We start from the raw sequence: 16,148 nt of genomic DNA on the forward strand, positions 1-16,148 counted from the left end.
CGCCGGACGCGAGGATGTGGCCAGGTCGCAGCCCGACAAACCGCGGGTACGGCCTTCACCTTCGATCCTGTTTGATGCCGATCCGATCTTCCCAGTTAACGGCCCGGCAATGGTTGCGTGCAAAGGTCGCCCCGAGGGATCATCGGGATGCTTGCCTTGCTCATGTCAAAAAGTGACACACTTTCGCGTGCGGCTGACAACAGGCTTTTGTCCGCGGCGCGCAAGCACGAGATTCTGCTCGACCTGCGCGAAGGCTTCTTTCGCGCCTGTGCGCTGCTGTGCGCGGGGCTGTTCGTCTATCGCGGCGTCTATCAGCTTGTCGAGGATCCGACTCGGCTCAATGTCGCGCTGGTGGCGATTTCCGAGATACTCACCTTCACCTGGCTGCTTCTGTCGCGGCGTCCGGTGACGCGTGACTGGAATCCGCTTACGGTCATCGTTTCGGTGACGGCCAGTTTTGGCGTTGCGTTGATCAGCCTCCAGCCAGGCATTGCACTCATCCCCCTTTATGTTGCCGCGCCGTTACAGGTCATCGCACTGTTGTTCGTTATATGGGGCAAGATATCGCTGGGGCGCTCTTTTGCGATCCTGCCCGCCAATCGCGGTGTGATGACGGGCGGTGCCTATCGGCTGGTGCGGCATCCGATCTATGCCGGCTACCTCGCCGGCCATGTGCTCTACCTCCTGTCGGCCTTTTCCTTCCACAATCTCGCGGTCTATGCGGTGATCACCTATCTCCAGCTTTACCGCATCTTGCGCGAGGAGGCGCTGTTGGCCGCCGTGCCGGAGTATCGCGCCTACATGGAACGCGTGCGCTACAGGTTGTGCTACCGGGTCTTCTGAGAGCAAGATCGCCAAGGCACTGCCGCCAATCCAATTTTTCTGGGATAGGCCAACGGATCGCACTGACGCGGTTTGAGGTTCGTCAACGGGAATCCGGACAGGATTGCATTCAGACAATAGCGAGATTCCCGCAAATTTCACGCCGCTGAGGCTGAAGCAGGCCGCGGAACCAGCCGTGGGGCTTTGACCGCACTCTCCTGGCCTCCGGCCGGTTGGAAAGCCGGCCGTCCAGGCGGCTTTCCGCGTTGCGGCCCGAGCGTTCCGTAGCCGCGATGGTCCGGCGGAACGCCAACCTCCCTAAAACGTTCATACCTTTGCAACATCCGAAATGGCGCGATGTTGAACCCGCGCGAGAGCGCGCATTCAGGAGCAGGGAAGGCTATGGGTCTTGGAACGATACTTATCATTATTCTAATCCTCGCGCTGCTAGGCGGCTTCAGCGGTCTCGGCGGCGGCCCGTTCTATGGAACCGGTTATTATGGTGGTGGCGGTCTCGGACTTGTGTTGCTCATCGTCATCATCCTTGTGGTTCTGGGACGCATTTAGCAGTTCGATCACGGCGGCAATCGCAATCGCGTGACCACGCTCACGTCGCCGGGCACCGAATTGTGATGCAAGCAAGCCGCCTTGTGATCCGGCATTCCGCGGGACTCGCGTATGGTGATTGCGGTCCACACCCCCCGTGGAAACAAGAGGAGAGGGTCCCACCCCTTCATTCTCCTCCAAGGCCCGCCCCGGTGTCCCCGGAGCGGGCTTTCTTTTTAGCAAAGCGATTGCCTCGAAGTGCCGGGTCGCCGCCGGGCGGACGCGGGGCGACTTGCGGTGAAGCGTCCGTGGGCGCCGATCGTTGACAGAGTTCACATAGCAAGATATTGAACAGGATTATACAGGTTCACTGAACAGGTACGTATATGAAGCGGCGCGCGGTTCAACTGTCTCCCGGCACGGGCAAGCCCGAGCAGATCGCGACCGTTCTCGAGCACGAGATACGCTCCGGCGTTCTTGGTTTCGGTGACAGGCTGCAGAGCGAGAACGAGCTCGTCCAGCGCTTCTCCGTCAGCCGGAATACCGTCCGCAAGGGTCTCGAGGAGCTCTCCAGTCGCGGGCTGATCACCACCAAGGGCGGTATAGGCTCTTTCGTCACTTTTGATGGCAAGCCGGTCGATGACGCCATCGGCTGGTCGCGGGCGCTGGCCAATGCGGGCGCCAATGCCGAAACCCGGACGCTGCGGCTGGAGGTCATCGAGGATGCCGAACTGGCGAGCTTGCTGGACGTCGAAAGCCCGTTCTTCATCGCGGTCGACCGGGTGCGCACCAATGCCAGTGACGGTCACGCCATCTCCATCGAGCGCAGCCGCTTGCCGCTGTCGCCCGAACTGGAGGACGTGCCGCTGCGTGGCCTGCGCGAGGGTTCGCTGCACCAGACGCTACGCGGCGCCGGGCTCATTCCTGATCACGGCGAGGAGTGGGTCGACATCGAGATGCTGAATGCCGGTGACGCCGCCATCCTCGGCTGCCCGCAAGGCACGCCGTTCCTGCGCGGCCGCCGGCTGACGCGTGCGGCCGACGAGCGGCCGATCGAATATGTCACCAGCCTGCTCAACCCCGCGCATTTCGCGCTGCATATGAGGTTCTGAGCGATGCAGGACGACACCACGCTTGACCGCGCCATGGGCGCGCTTGTCGGCGGAGCGCTGGGCGACGCGCTCGGCATGCCGACGCAGCTTCTGTCGCCGGTCCGCATTGCCGAACTCTACGGTCATGTCGAGGATTTCGTCGCGCCCTTCGCCGACCATCCGGTTTCGAAGGGGTTGCTGGCCGGCACCATCACCGACGATACCGAACAGGCATTGCTGCTTGGCCGCATCCTGATTGAGTCCGGCGACAGCTTCGACCACGCGCGTTGGGTGAACGCGCTGCTCAACTGGGAGCGTGAGGTCAAGGCGCGCGGCAGCTACGATCTCCTGGGGCCGTCGACCAAGCGCGCCATCGACGCCATCAACAATGGTGTGCCGGCGGGAGAGGCGGGGCGTAGCGGCGACACCAATGGCGCCGCCATGCGTATCGCGCCGGTCGGTATCATGATGCCGCTGGAGCCGCTGGACGCGTTTGTCGCCAAGGTGGCCGAGACCTGCCGGGCGACGCACAACACCTCGATTGCGATCGCCTCCGCCGCAGCGGTCGCGGCCGCCGTCAGCCGTGGCATTGCCGGTGGCGACTGGCGTGCGGCCTCCGACAGCGCGGTCGCGGCGGCGCGGCGAGCCGCGACGCTAGGCCATTGGGTGACCGGTGGCGACATAGCCGCGCGCATCGCCTGGGCGCAGGATCTGGTGCGCGGCAAGGTGAAGAGGGACGCGACCCGGTTGATTGTCGATCTGGTTGGCACCGGCGTCGCCAGCCAGGAATCGGTACCGGCTGCCTTCGCCGTGCTGCAAGTCGCCGACGGCGATCCATGGCAGGCGGCAATCATCAGCGCCAATCTTGGCGGCGACACCGACACGATCGGCGCCATCGCGGCCGGTATGGCCGGCGCCTGCACCGGCTTTTCGTATCTGCCGCAGGATCGGATCGCCGATCTCAAGGGCATCGACATGGCGCAGGTTCGGGCGCTGGCCACCGATCTTGTCGCGGCGCGGATGTCGAACGGTCGCGTCGGCAACGCCGGTTCCGGCAAGGATGCGGCATGATGAGCGGGCGTCTCGTCCATATCGGCAGCGCGGTGGTCGACTATGTCTACCGCATCGACGCCTTGCCGGCGCCCGGCAGCGAGAAGACGGCGTCGAGCTATGCGCAGGTCGCCGGCGGCGGCTTCAACATGATGGCCGCAGCGGCCCGCACCGGTATGAAGGTGGTGTTTGGCGGCCAGCTCGGCAGCGGCCTGAATGGCGACTTCCTACGTGCCGCCTTCGCCGCCGAAGGCATCGAGACGCTGACGCCGCCGTCGCCTCTGATGGACAGCGGCAATTGCGTCGTCATGATATCGAGCGATGCCGAACGCACCTTCGTCTCGTGGCCAGGCGCCGAGAGCGCTCTCAGCCTCGATCTGATGGCGCCGGTGGCGATCGGGTCTGACGACTGGGTGTTCACGTCAGGCTACACGCTGAGCTATCCTGGGAGCCGCGATGCGCTGACCGGATGGATCGAGGCGTTGCCGGCAGCTGTTCCCTTCGTCTTCGATCCGACGCCGGTTATTGCGGACATCCCACGTGCCATTCTCGATCGTGTGCTTGCCCGCACGACCTGGCTGAGCTGCAACACGACGGAGGCGGCCGAGATTGCCGGCACCGGCGACGCCGAGGCTCTCGCCTCGCGGCTTCTGACGGATCATTGCGCGAAGGCCGATGGCGTGGTCATCCGAGCTGGCGCAGGCGGATGCCTCGTCCGGCTGGCCGACGGCACTGCACGGACCATAGCCGGCTTCAAGGTGGCGGCCGTCGATACCAATGGCGCCGGCGATACGCATATCGGCGCCTTCGTCAGCGCGTTGGCGCGCGGCGTGCCTCCCTTCGATGCCGCGGCCTATGCCAACGCGGCGGCGGCCATTTCGGTGACACGCCACGGCGGCTCATCGGCACCGACCGACGCGGAAATCCAGACTTTCCTGAGCCAAGCCGCCGCGACCGGCGGGCCAGGCCGGACACAGAAGGCCCATCAAACAGCCTGACAAGCCCGAGAAGCGGGCAAACACAGAGAGGAACGAACCATGCGCATGCCCGACTTGACTGCACTCTTGACGGCGACCGCCCTCTTCACCTCCGCACTCGCCTTCGCCGCCAAGGCCGACGAAGTGCATGTGCTCAACTGGAAGGGCTACGGCGCCGACGAGCCGTGGGCCATCGCCGCTTTCGAGAAGGCTACCGGCAACAAGGTCGTCAACGACTTCTTCAATTCCGAACAGGAAATGCTGACCAAGATCCGGACCAATCCCGGGCTCTACGACGTGGTCATGATCAACGCCGCCTTCAACGATCAGGCGATGGCGGAAAAGCTGATCCAGCCGATCGATACCTCCAAGTTGCCGAACTATGCCGATATCAGCAAGGACAAGGCAAGTTCGCCGATGCTTGACCATGACGGCAAGGTCTATGGCGTGCCGTGGGTGTGGGGGTTGACAGCGCTTGCCATCAACGAAAAATCCTTCGACAAGCCGCCGACCTCGATCGCCGAAATGTGGAATCCAGCGCATAAGGGTCGCGTCGTCATCCGCGACGACGCCGTCGAGGCGGTTCAGTTCGGCGCCATCGCTACGGGCCAGAACATCAACGACATCAAGAACATGGATGCGGTGAAGACCAAGCTCACCTCACTGATGCCGCAGATCAAGACCTTCTGGAGCTCGGAGAACGACTGGAACCAGATGGTTGCCTCCAACCAGATCGACATCGGCACCTATTGGAGCGGTTCGGCCGACCGCGCCAAGACGCATTTCAAGCTGCCGGTCTCGCTGGTCATCCCGCAGGAGGGCGCCGTTGCCTGGCTCGACGCCTTCTCCATTCCCGTCGGCTCCAAGAACGTTGCCGGTGCGGAGGCTTTCATCAACTACATGATCGACCCGAAATTCTACGTCGAATGGGTGACCAAGGTCGGCGCGCCGGTGTCAGCCAACACCAAGGCGGTGGACGCGCTTCCCGAGGATGCCTTCAACCGCAAGGTCATGGGCGATCCCGAGGTTGCCAAGCGCATCCAGTTCCAGGCGCCGATCACCGACGCGCAACGCAAGGCTTATCTGGCGCTCTGGCAGCAGCTCAAGGTCGACGTGAAGTAACGAGCTTCGGGACCAGCCGGCGGTTCGCGCCGGCTGGTTCTTCAATCCTGGGGAGGTGGGTATCATGGCAGGTGCGGTCGCGTCGCGCAGCGGGCTGAGATCGGCGCTGCCGCTGCTGGCGCCGGCCTATCTTTGGCTGACGGTGGCGATCTTCCTGCCGCTCTCGGCCATGGTCTTCTTCTCCTTCATGACCGACCTGCCGCTGACGGGAAAGCCATGGGCCTTCACGCTTGGCAATTATGCGGCCTTCTTTTCGCAAAGCCTCTATCTGACGCTGCTGCTCGCTTCGCTCCGGCTAGGCCTGGAGGTGACGCTCTGGTGCGTGGTCATCGGCTATCCTGCTGCCTATGTGCTGGCCAAGGTGCTGAAGGGCCGCAGCCGCGAGGCGATCTTCCTGCTGGTCATCCTGCCGTTCTGGTCGAACGGGCTGGTACGCATCTTCTCCTGGGCGATGGTGCTGCGTGAAGGCGGCATTCTCGACACCGCGCTCAACGCGGTGCTGCCGTTCAAGATCAACATTGACCTGATGTATTCCTATCCGGCCGTCATCATCGGGCTGGTGCACTCCTACGTGCCCTACATGGTGCTGACCTGCTATCTAACGCTGCAGGCCATCGACGACTCGCTGATCGAGGCCGGGCGCTCGCTCGGCGCTTCTCGGCTGCAGGTGCTGAAGCGGGTGATCATTCCGCTGTCGCTGCCAGGGCTGGTGGCGGGCGCGGCGCTCATCTTCGTGCCGGTGGTCGGCTCGTTCATGGAGCCGCGCATTCTCGGCGGCCGCACCGGCACCTTCTACGGGACGATCATCGAGGACCAGTTCGTCGCCGTATTCAACTGGCCGCTCGGCGCGGCACTGTCCTTCATCCTGCTCGCCGTCGTGCTGGTCATCCTGGGGGTCGCTTCGCCCGTGCTGCGGAGGGCGGCATGATGGCGACGACACGCATCCTGGAATGGCTGGGTCGCCTCTATGTCGGGCTGCTGCTCGCCTTCCTCTATTTGCCAATCATCATCATGGCGCTGATGTCGTTCAATGTTTCGCCCTTCTACCAATTGCCATTCGAATGGACGACCGAGTGGTACGCCTCGCTGTGGCAGAACGACCAGCTGATCGCGGCGACCTGGAACAGCATCGAGATCGCGGTTATCACCACTGTTATTTCGACCGTGCTCGGCTCGGCGGCGTCGCTGGCGCTCTTTCGTTACGAGTTTCGCGGCAAGAAATTCCTGCAGGCGCTGCTGTTTCCGCCGATCGCCATTCCGTGGCTGATCACCGGCACGGCGATGCTGATCTTCTTCTTCGGCGTCGGCATCGGGCGCGGCCTGTTCGCCATCCTGCTCGGCCATGTCGCGCTGGCGTTGCCCTATGTCATCGTCGTCGTCTCGGCCCGGCTGCAGACTTTTGCACCTGAACTGGAAGAGGCGGCTCGTTCGCTCGGCGCCAACCAGTGGCAGATGACCAATCGCGTGACGCTGCCCTGGATCATGCCTGGCGTCATTGCCGGCGGGCTGTTCGCCTTTGCCGTGTCGTTCGATCAGTTCGTCGTCTCCTATTTCCTGGCGACGCCGGGCCAGACGACGTTGCCGGTCGAAATCTACGCCGCGATCCGCAAGGGTTTCACGCCCGAGATCAATGCGGTCTCGACCATCATCATCGTCGTGTCGATGGCGCTGATGCTGCTGACGGCGCGGTTCTTCAAATTCGGCGGAGAGAAATAATGGCCGGAGTGCAGGTATCGAACGTCTCGCGCAGCTTTGGCGCGCACAAGGCGCTGGACGATGTCTCCATCGATTTCGCCGATGGCGGCTTCTATGCGCTGCTTGGGCCGTCGGGCAGCGGCAAGACCACGCTGTTGCGGCAAATCGCCGGCTTCGACTTTCCCGACAGTGGCCGCATTGCCATCGGCGGCGAGAGTGTCGAGCGGGTGCCAGTGGAGAAGCGGCGCATCGGCATGGTGTTCCAGAACTATGCGCTGTTTCCCAATATGAGCGTCGCTGACAATGTCGCCTTCGGCCTGTCGGTGCGCGGCGAGGGCAAGGCGGTGATCGCCACGGAGGTGCAGAGTGCGCTCGACCTCGTGCAGTTGGGCAAGCTCGGCGGGCGGCGTCCGCACCAGCTCTCCGGCGGCCAGCGCCAGCGCGTGGCACTCGCCCGCGCCATCGTCACCAAGCCGCGCGTGCTTTTGTTGGATGAGCCGCTCGGCGCGCTCGACAAGGCGCTGCGCGTCGACATGCAGATCGAATTGAAGCGCATCCAGCGCGAGATCGGCATCACCACCATCTTCGTCACCCACGACCAGGAAGAAGCGCTGACGATGAGCGACCGCATCGGCATATTGCGCGACGGCAGGCTCGTGCAGGAGGGGCCGCCGGAAGAGATCTATGACCGGCCAAAGAGCGAGTTCGCCGCCACCTTCCTCGGCGACGCGAACATCTTTCGCGGTGATGCGACCGGCAATGGCATCCGCCTGGCGGATGGCACGGCGATCGCAGCGGGGGCAGGCGAAACGCTTGCCGCCGGCGCTAAGGCAAGCTGCGCCGTGCGGCCCGAGCGCATCCGCATTGGTACCGATGCCGGAGTCATGGATACCGCCAACGCCAACATGCTCAAGGGGCAGGTGTCGAAGCGCATCTTCGCCGGCAACAACAGCACCTATTTCGTCGAACGCGCCGGACAGACGCTGAAGGTCATTGTGCAGAACACTGGCGCTGACAGGCTAGCGGAGGGGCAGGATGTGGTGCTGCGGTGGTCGCCGGAGAGCACGGTGCTGATCACGGCGGGTTGATCCTTGCTTCGGCTCTTGCCAGACAGCAGGCGATGAGGAACAGCATATCCGGCCACAAGTCCGGAGCACACTGATGACGCTGGAATTGACTGCTGACGACCAGTCGATGTTGCAGGGCGACCACGGGCCGGCCGCCGCCGCCGCCATGAAAATCCTCGTCGCCTTCTCCAACGCGATCGGCGCGGGCAGCCTGCTCGACATCACCGGTGCCCATATCGATGGCTGCCTCTATCACGGCAAGGCAGGGCTCGATTTCGTAGAGAGACTGGTCGAGGGCGGTGGCCGTGTACGTGTGCCGACGACGCTCAATGTCGGCTCGTTCGACCTCATCCATCCCGGCATGGTCAAGATGCCGGTGGCTGAAGAAGTGCCGGCGCGGCGGTTGATGAAGGCGCATCTGGAGCTTGGCTGCCAGGCGACCTTCACCTGCGCGCCTTATCAGACACGCTTCCGGCCTGAATTAGGCCAGCAGATCGCCTGGGGCGAATCCAATGCCATCGTTTTCGCCAATTCGGTGATCGGCGCGCGCACCAACCGCTATGGCGATTTCATCGATCTGTGCTGCGCCATGACCGGGCGCGCACCGGCCTGGGGCTTGCATCTCAGCGAGAACCGGCGCGGCCGCATCCTGTTCGAACTGGACATCGCAGGTTCAGAGCCGAGCGACAGTCTGTTCGTCGGCGTCGGACTGATCATTGGGCAAACCTGTGGCGATCGTGTTCCGGTGATCGCGGGCCTGCCGGAACCGCGTGACGAGGACCAGCTTAAGGCGCTGGGCGCGGCGGCGGCAACGACAGGCGCGGTGGCATTGTTCCATGCGGCTGGCATCACGCCCGAGGCGGGGACGCTTGCAGAGGCGTTCCACGGTCACGCCCCTGAGGAGACGTTTCGCATCAGTCGCGCCGACATTGATCATGCGCTTTCCAGGCTGTCTGGAGTGCCCGATGGCGCGCCGCTCTCGGCCGTCTCACTGGGTACGCCGCATTTCTCGCATGAGGAGTGGATGCGCCTGTTGCCGCTGCTGCGAGAGGCAGCGCCAGGCAAGGGGATCCCGATCTACGTCAACACCGGGCGCGCGACGCTGATGCGGCTGCAGGAGGAGGGTGCGCTCGACGGCATGGAAGCACTCGGCCTGATCGCGGTTGCCGACACCTGCACCTATGTCACCTCGATCCTGGAACGCCTCGACGGCGTGGTGATGACCAATTCCGGCAAATGGGCGCATTACGCGCCGGGCAATATCGGCGTGACCGTCGCCTTCGCCGATATGAGGGACTGCATCCGGTCCGCCACGATCGGGCACGTCGTGCGGAGTGCGTCATGACGCAGCGGATTGAAACGGACGCGGCTGAAAGGCTGGGCACTTTCCAACAGGCCGGCGCCGCCGAAGGGCAGGCCTTGGTGTTTTCGCAGCCGCTCAGCTTCTGGGGCGGCATCGACGCCGAGACAGGTGGCATAACAGATCATTCGCATCCAGGCCTTGGGCAGAATGTGGCCGGCAGGATCCTTGTCATGCCGAGCGGGCGCGGCTCGTCGTCCTCATCCTCGGTCTTGGCAGAGGCGATCCGCAGTGGCACCGCGCCGGCGGGCATTCTCTTGGAGCGGCCGGACCCGATCCTTGCCGTCGGCGCTATCGTTGCCGAATTTCTCTACGGAATCAGCATGCCGCTGGTCGTATGCGACATAGCAGGTCTCGTCTCCGGCGAACGCCTTGCGATAGGCATTCGCGGGGATGGTCGGGCGATCGTCCGCAAGATCTGAAGATTGCTTCAAATCTCCGGGATGTTCTCCTTGAAGATCACCTGCAGCCTTGGCTGGTGCAATTCGTAGGGCAGCCCCCGTACGGCATGGGTCAGGATGTTGAGCGCCTCGCGGGCCTCGACGCGCGGGTTCTGGTCGATGACCGCGTCGAGCGTGCCGTCGAGCAGCAGCTCCTTGGTGCCGTCGGTCGCCTCGTGGCCGAGGAAAACCATGGACTGGGCACGGCCGCGCTCCTTGAGCGCACGCGCTATGCCGGTGTTGCCGGCGCCGACATTGTAGATCGCGGCAAGGTCCGGGTGCCGTTCCAGAAGAGCCGAGGCCTCCGAATAGGCCTTTTCGCGGTCGTCGAGCATCTCGCGCATCTCGACAATCTCGAGATTGGGTGATTCCTCGGTCAATATGTGCCGGAAGCCCATCTCGCGTTCCTCGTGGCCGCGGTAGGAAAGCGAGCCGGCGAAGAGCGCCACCTTGCCGGGGCGTCCAGAACCCATGAAACGGTTGAGCAGATAGCCGGCCAGCCGCCCGGCGGCGCGGTTGTCGATGCCGATATAGGCGACCCTGGGCACATGCAGGATGTCGGAGGCGATGGTCACCACCTTGACGTCGTTGGCCGACAGCGAGCGGATCGCTTCACGCACGGTCGGATGGTCGAGCGCGATGACGCCGACGCCTTGCGTCTGGCCACGCAGATCCTGCAGCAGGCGGGCGAGCCGGTCGGGATTGAAGCCCTCTATGGTGGCGATGTGGACGTCGAGATCGGGGCGCGCCAGGGCCTGCGCCTCGATGTGGCGATGCAGCATCTTGATGAAGGAATTGGTGCCCGCCGGCAGAGCGAAGTCGAGCCGGATAATCTCGCCGGGCAGGGGCCTAGCCGGCGCTCCGTTTGGGCTCTCGGCGATGTAGCCGAGGCGCTGCGCCATTTCGAGCACGATCTCGCGCGTGCGTGCCCGCACGCCGGGGCGGTTGTTGAGCACGCGGTCGACGGTGGCGGCGGAGACGCCGGCTTCCCGGGCTACGTCAGTCAGGGTGGAACGCACCGTCTTTCATCTCCTCAATGCATCAAGATCACGCAATGCCGGCTGCCAGCCTGATGGTCCCAGCGCCTCGCTATCCGCGATTCTGATGGGAAATGATGTATCCGGCCTTGGCCGATGCGCAAGCCGCCAGGCTAAAACAAGTCGCCCGGCATGATCGTGCCGGGAAGGGGAAAGCACATTTCCCATCAAATCGAGGCATCTGAAGAGGTATTTGAACCCCGGTATGACGCATTTCTCCGCCTCGTTGCGATGTTGTGAGGTATTTTGATTATTTATGATGTTGACAGCCTTCCGATCCTGCCGTCAATATCCCTCATGGGCTCGTGGAGGAAACATTGGGCCTGAGGGAGGAATTCCAATGTCTGATCTGATCCGCATCTCGCGGCGCCGGTTGCTGGCGTCCGGAGGAAAGGCAGCGGTGTTCGTAGCCGCTACAGGTATCGCGCCACAATTCATTCGTCCCGGCCGTGCTTATGCAGCCGACGCACTGGCGCCCGGCATGATCGGCGGGCCGACCGGCTTCTACGGCGCCGAGCGTTATCAATACGGTCCCGACACGCCGGAAGGCCGCGCCGTCGAGGCCGCCAAGGCGCTGAAGGGTGCCGGCAAGGCGCCGGCCAAGATCGTGCTTGGCCTGTCGGACGGCTCGATCGGCCAGCTCACCCAGCCTTTCCCGGCCGGCGCGCCGTCGATCAAGGAGCTCTGGGAGAAGGAAACCGGGATCCCGATCGAGATCGTCGGCCTGCCGAACGGTCAGGAATTCACCAAGACGATGCAGGACATCTCCACCAAGGGTGGGGCCTACGACATCTATTCGACCGAGTGGAACCGCCTTGGCGATCTCGCCGAGACCGGCGGCATCGCCAAGCTCGACGATTTCGTCGCCCAGTACAAGCCCGAATGGGACGATCCCAAGACAGGCTATGTCGACGGTGCCAAGGGTGTGTCGCTGCTCAACAAATATCGCGGCTCGAACTATGGCGTGTCGCTGGACGGCGATTTCCAGACCTGGGTCTACCGCGCCGACCTGTTCGGCGACGAAGCCGAGAAGAAGGCCTTCAAGGACAAATACGGCTACGATCTGGCGCCGCCGAAAACCTGGAAGCAGCACGGCGATATCGCTGCCTTTTTCCAACGCCCGGAAAAGGGCCTGTTCGGCTCCACCGATCTGCGCAACCAGGGCTGGGGCTACACCAACTGGTACCAGCGCTATGTCTCGATGGCCTCGCCCAACCAGTTCCTGTTCGGCGATGACGGCAAGCCGCTGATCAATTCCGAACACGGCATCGCGGCCACCAACGAATATGTCGAATCGCTTGCCCATCATTCGCCGGATGCGATCTCGTGGGGTTGGCCGGAGCAGTACGGCAATTTCGCCAAGGGCGGCGCGGCGATGACCTGCGCCTTTTCCAACCTGCCGAAATTCCTCGACAATGCCGGCAACAAGGACTCCAAGGTCACCGGCAAGATCGGCTCGATGCTGCCGCCCGGCCGCGAGATCGACGGCAAGCTGATCAGCCGCTCGGTGCTCTGGTTCTCGCTGACCGGCATGGTCTCGTCGCAGTCGAAGAACCAGGAGGTTGCCTATCTCCTTCTGCAATGGCTGGGTTCGGCCCGCATCTATGCCTGGATGAGCGCCAACCCCGGCGGCTATCTCGATCCGTTCCGGCTTTCGGATTTTTCCGATCCGCTGGTGCGCCAGACCTATCATGCCTACCACATGGACGTGGTGCGCGAGACGGTCGCCCGCACGGTGCCGACCATCAACTATCCGGGCGCCACCGCCTTCCACAACGCGCTGGACGAAAACCTCATGGCCTCGCTGACCAAGGCCAAGACATCGGAGCAGGCGATGGCCGATACGGAAGCCGAGTGGAAGAAGATCGCAAGGCGCATCGGCGAGGACAAATTGCTCGAAGCCATCAGGACCAACAAGGAGGCCTGGCCTACCGTTCTCGATCCGATCAGCTGATCCATCTCCCTGGATCACAGCTTGAGGGGAGGGGCGAAAGCTCTTCTCCTCCGCAACCGACGCCACCAGCAAAAGCAGCCAGATGAAGCGTTCCGTCCCCTTCGAGATATTCCGCTACGCCGCGATCCTCGCGGCGATGGCTGTCACGCTGGTGCCGATCCTGTGGATGGTCTCGATGGCCTTCAAGCCGATCGCAGAATGGTCGGCGACGGGTGCGGACCTGACATGGTGGCCGAAGAACCCGACGCTCAGCAATTTCCAGTTCGTGTTCGGCGAATCCACCAACAATCTGATCGTCGCGCTCGACCGCACAGCGCTGAAGCCGATCCTGTCGTCGCTTCTGTCGGCGGTGTTCGGCACCGCGATCGCCATGTCTGCCGGCACGGCCGCCGCCTACGGCTTGTCGCGCTTCGGCTCGGGCCAGAACCTGCCGCTGGCGTTGATCCAGCTCCGGCTGTTTCCGCCGATGGCTGTGATGATCCCCGTCATGATCATGTGGGCCTTCCTCAACTTCACCGACAGTTGGTGGGGGCTGGCGCTGATTTACGGCATCGTCACGCTGCCGTTCGCCTTCTGGCTGATGAAGACCTTCTTCGATGACATGCCGCGCGAGATCGAGGAAGCCGCCTTGGTCGAGGGCTGTTCGCGGCTGCGCGTCTTCACCCGCATCACGCTGCCTATGATGCGTGCTCCGCTGGCGAGCGCTGCCCTCTTCGTCTTCATCCTCAACTGGTCGGACTATCTGATCGCGTTGCTGCTGACGACGCGTGAATGGGTGACGATCCCGGTCTACATGGCCTCGCTGTCGTCCTCGATGACCGGACAGCTCTACGGCGCCAAGGCAGCGCTTGGGCTCATTGCCGCCGTGCCACCGGTCATCATGGGCATCGCCATCCAGCGCCACCTGGTGCGTGGCCTGACTTTTGGAGCGCTGAAGCAATGAGCGCTCTGACGGCAACGATTTCGGAGGATGGGACGGGCGTGCGCGGCAGGCCGGCCCCGCGCGACGAGGGCACGCGGCTGGGCTTTCGCCTGACCTTGCCGGCGCAGATCCTCGTGCTGTTCATCTCGGCCTTTCCGCTCTTGATGCAGCTCTACATCAGCGTCACCGACTGGTCGCCGCTCTCGGGCCTCGGCTGGTGGAATGCGTGGGAGATGTGGAACGGCTTTGCCAACTACACCGATCTCGCGGCCGATGCGCGTTTCTGGAGCGCGCTGAAGCGCACTGTTATCGTCATGGTCGTCTGCGTGCCGGCGGAATTCCTGCTGGGCCTCGCGCTGGCGACGCTGTTCGCCGACGATTTTCCCGGCAAGCGCATTTTCTATTCGATCCTGCTGATGCCGATGATGGTGGTGCCGGCGGTGGCCGGCTACATGTTCTTCATGCTGTTCCAGTCGGGCGGCCCGGTGAACGATATCCTGTCGGCAATCACGGGCACGCAAGTCACCATCGCCTGGCTGTCGGACCCGACACTGGCGCTGATCGCGGTGATGATCGCCGACATCTGGCAGTGGACGCCGCTGATGTTTTTGATCCTGCTGGCCGGCCTGGTCGGCGTGCCGGAGGACCAGATCAAGGCGGCAACGCTGCTCGGCGCCAATCCCTGGCAGCGCTTTACCACCATCGTGCTGCCGAAGATGAAAACGATCATCGTCATCGCGCTGGCGATCCGGGTGATCGAGAACTTCAAGATCTTCGACACGCTCTACATCATGACCGGCGGCGGCCCCGGCGTCGCCACCGAGACGATCTCCGTCTACATCTACAAGGTCACCACGCAGGATCTGATCTGGGGCTATGTGGCCGCGATCGCGCTGGCGATCCTGGTGGTGCTCTCCATCGTCGCCGTCTTCGCCATGAAGCGCATGGCGCGGGCAAGACAGGTGCCGGCATGAGCACGATCCAGCTCAAGCACCTCACCAAGACATTCGGCGACTTCACGGCGCTGAAGACGATGGACCTCGACATATCAGACGGCGAGTTCATGGCGCTGCTTGGGCCGTCCGGCTGCGGCAAGTCGACGACGATGAACATGATCGCCGGGATGGAAGAGCCGACCAGCGGCAAGATACTGTTCGGCGAACGCGACATGGCCGGCGTGCCGATGGGCCGGCGCGGCGTCGGCTTCGTCTTCCAGAACTATGCCATCTTCACCCATTTGACCGTGCGCCAGAACCTGGCCTACGGGCCGAGGATGCGGGGCGCCGCCAAGGTAGAGATCGACCGCCGCGTCGGCGCTATCGCCGAGCTGCTGCAACTGACGCCGCTGCTCGACCGCAAGGCTGACCGGCTGTCGGTCAACATATTGCAGCGCGTGGCGATCGGCCGGTCCGCGATCATGGAGCCGGCGATCTTCCTGCTCGATGAGCCGCTGTCCAATGTCGACGCGGCCTTCCGTGCGGTCATGCGCACAGAGCTGAAACAACTGCAGCGCCAGTTCAGGCAGACCATGGTCTACGTCACTCACGACCAGTTGGAAGCCATGACCATGGCCGATCGCATCGCCGTCATGGATCACGGCGTGCTGCAGCAGGTCGGCACGCCGCTCGAGGTCTACAACAATCCGGCCAATGTCTTCGTCGCCCGCTTCATCGGCGCGCCCGGCATGAACCTGCTCAAGGGCAGGCCGGCGGAGAGCGACCGGGGTCTGGTCGTCGATCTCGGGCCGCTGGGCATCACGCTGCCTTTGCCGGATAAGCTGGCGGCCGTCTTGCGTGGCGCCCGCGGCGAGGTGCTCTACGGCTTCCGGCCGGAAGAGGTGGCCTTGGCGCAGGACGGGCGCGGGCTGGCCATGCCGGTCACCTTCGTCGAGCGCATCGGCGCGCGCACCATAGTTCATCTCGGTCAGGACGATGGCGCCGTGAAAGCGGTGTTCGACAATGATGTCGGGTTGTCGATCGGAGAAACCGCGATCGTTGCGCCCACGGCGGCGTCGGTGCGGGTCTTCGACGCCGCCAGCGGCCTTGCGATGAGGGCGGGTTGAGCC

16 protein-coding genes are annotated in these 16,148 nt (G+C 63.6%); 15 read left to right on the top strand and 1 reads right to left on the bottom strand.

Going from position 1 to position 16,148, the window contains the following annotated elements; all coding sequences use genetic code 11:
* Positions 1 to 162: 162 nt before the first annotated feature.
* From FJ970_RS14490 to FJ970_RS14540, 11 genes are all read left to right on the top strand, one after another.
* Complete coding sequence (locus FJ970_RS14490) at positions 163 to 843, top strand: methyltransferase family protein (RefSeq protein WP_415752034.1); 681 nt, start codon at positions 163 to 165, stop codon at positions 841 to 843.
* A 381-nt stretch (positions 844 to 1,224) separates the two neighbouring features.
* Complete coding sequence (locus FJ970_RS14495; protein ID WP_023768317.1) at positions 1,225 to 1,389, top strand: DUF3309 family protein; 165 nt, start codon at positions 1,225 to 1,227, stop codon at positions 1,387 to 1,389.
* Positions 1,390 to 1,754: 365 nt separating this feature from the next.
* Positions 1,755 to 2,480: a GntR family transcriptional regulator gene (locus FJ970_RS14500; protein WP_140763421.1), complete on the top strand. Its 726-nt coding sequence runs from the start codon at positions 1,755 to 1,757 to the stop codon at positions 2,478 to 2,480.
* A gap of 3 nt (positions 2,481 to 2,483) precedes the next feature.
* Complete coding sequence (locus FJ970_RS14505; protein WP_140763418.1) at positions 2,484 to 3,530, top strand: ADP-ribosylglycohydrolase family protein; 1,047 nt, start codon at positions 2,484 to 2,486, stop codon at positions 3,528 to 3,530.
* Positions 3,530 to 4,507: a PfkB family carbohydrate kinase gene (locus FJ970_RS14510; RefSeq protein ID WP_140763528.1), complete on the top strand. Its 978-nt coding sequence runs from the start codon at positions 3,530 to 3,532 to the stop codon at positions 4,505 to 4,507. Before FJ970_RS14505 ends, FJ970_RS14510 begins: the two co-directional genes overlap by 1 nt.
* Before the next feature lie 39 nt (positions 4,508 to 4,546).
* Complete coding sequence (locus FJ970_RS14515) at positions 4,547 to 5,608, top strand: ABC transporter substrate-binding protein (RefSeq protein WP_140763415.1); 1,062 nt, start codon at positions 4,547 to 4,549, stop codon at positions 5,606 to 5,608.
* A 64-nt stretch (positions 5,609 to 5,672) separates the two neighbouring features.
* Positions 5,673 to 6,536: an ABC transporter permease gene (locus tag FJ970_RS14520; protein ID WP_140763413.1), complete on the top strand. Its 864-nt coding sequence runs from the start codon at positions 5,673 to 5,675 to the stop codon at positions 6,534 to 6,536.
* The gene (locus tag FJ970_RS14525) at positions 6,536 to 7,324 is read left to right on the top strand and encodes an ABC transporter permease (RefSeq protein WP_140763526.1); all 789 of its coding nucleotides are present in this window, start codon (positions 6,536 to 6,538) and stop codon (positions 7,322 to 7,324) included. Before FJ970_RS14520 ends, FJ970_RS14525 begins: the two co-directional genes overlap by 1 nt.
* Positions 7,324 to 8,391 carry an ABC transporter ATP-binding protein gene (locus tag FJ970_RS14530; protein WP_140763410.1) on the top strand — a complete coding sequence of 356 codons (1,068 nt, stop codon included), beginning with the start codon at positions 7,324 to 7,326 and terminating at the stop codon, positions 8,389 to 8,391. The genes FJ970_RS14525 and FJ970_RS14530 overlap by 1 nt, the downstream gene beginning before the upstream one ends.
* 73 nt (positions 8,392 to 8,464) lie before the next feature.
* Positions 8,465 to 9,715 (top strand): aconitase X, encoded by a 1,251-nt coding sequence (locus tag FJ970_RS14535; protein WP_140763407.1) that lies wholly within the window; start codon positions 8,465 to 8,467, stop codon positions 9,713 to 9,715.
* Entirely contained in the window at positions 9,712 to 10,152 is a 441-nt protein-coding gene (locus FJ970_RS14540; protein ID WP_140763404.1) for an aconitase X swivel domain-containing protein, read from the top strand. The genes FJ970_RS14535 and FJ970_RS14540 overlap by 4 nt, the downstream gene beginning before the upstream one ends.
* Before the next feature lie 8 nt (positions 10,153 to 10,160).
* Here the strand turns inward: FJ970_RS14540 and FJ970_RS14545 are convergent, their stop codons facing one another.
* Positions 10,161 to 11,189: a LacI family DNA-binding transcriptional regulator gene (locus FJ970_RS14545; RefSeq protein ID WP_140763401.1), complete on the bottom strand. Its 1,029-nt coding sequence runs from the start codon at positions 11,187 to 11,189 to the stop codon at positions 10,161 to 10,163.
* Between the two features lie 358 nt (positions 11,190 to 11,547).
* Here FJ970_RS14545 and FJ970_RS14550 point away from each other — a divergent pair, with 358 nt between their 5' ends.
* From FJ970_RS14550 to FJ970_RS14565, 4 genes are all read left to right on the top strand, one after another.
* Complete coding sequence (locus FJ970_RS14550; RefSeq protein ID WP_140763398.1) at positions 11,548 to 13,161, top strand: extracellular solute-binding protein; 1,614 nt, start codon at positions 11,548 to 11,550, stop codon at positions 13,159 to 13,161.
* Positions 13,162 to 13,243: 82 nt separating this feature from the next.
* A complete protein-coding gene (locus FJ970_RS14555; RefSeq protein WP_015317068.1) occupies positions 13,244 to 14,104 on the top strand; it encodes a carbohydrate ABC transporter permease in 861 nt (286 codons plus the stop codon).
* Positions 14,101 to 15,057, top strand: a complete 957-nt coding sequence (locus tag FJ970_RS14560) for a carbohydrate ABC transporter permease (RefSeq protein WP_140763395.1) — start codon at positions 14,101 to 14,103, stop codon at positions 15,055 to 15,057. Before FJ970_RS14555 ends, FJ970_RS14560 begins: the two co-directional genes overlap by 4 nt.
* Positions 15,054 to 16,145, top strand: a complete 1,092-nt coding sequence (locus FJ970_RS14565) for an ABC transporter ATP-binding protein (protein WP_140763392.1) — start codon at positions 15,054 to 15,056, stop codon at positions 16,143 to 16,145. The genes FJ970_RS14560 and FJ970_RS14565 overlap by 4 nt, the downstream gene beginning before the upstream one ends.
* The last annotated feature ends 3 nt before the right edge of the window (positions 16,146 to 16,148 follow it).

It is taken from the genome of Mesorhizobium sp. B2-1-8, from assembly GCF_006442545.2.
GTDB lineage: Bacteria > Pseudomonadota > Alphaproteobacteria > Rhizobiales > Rhizobiaceae > Mesorhizobium.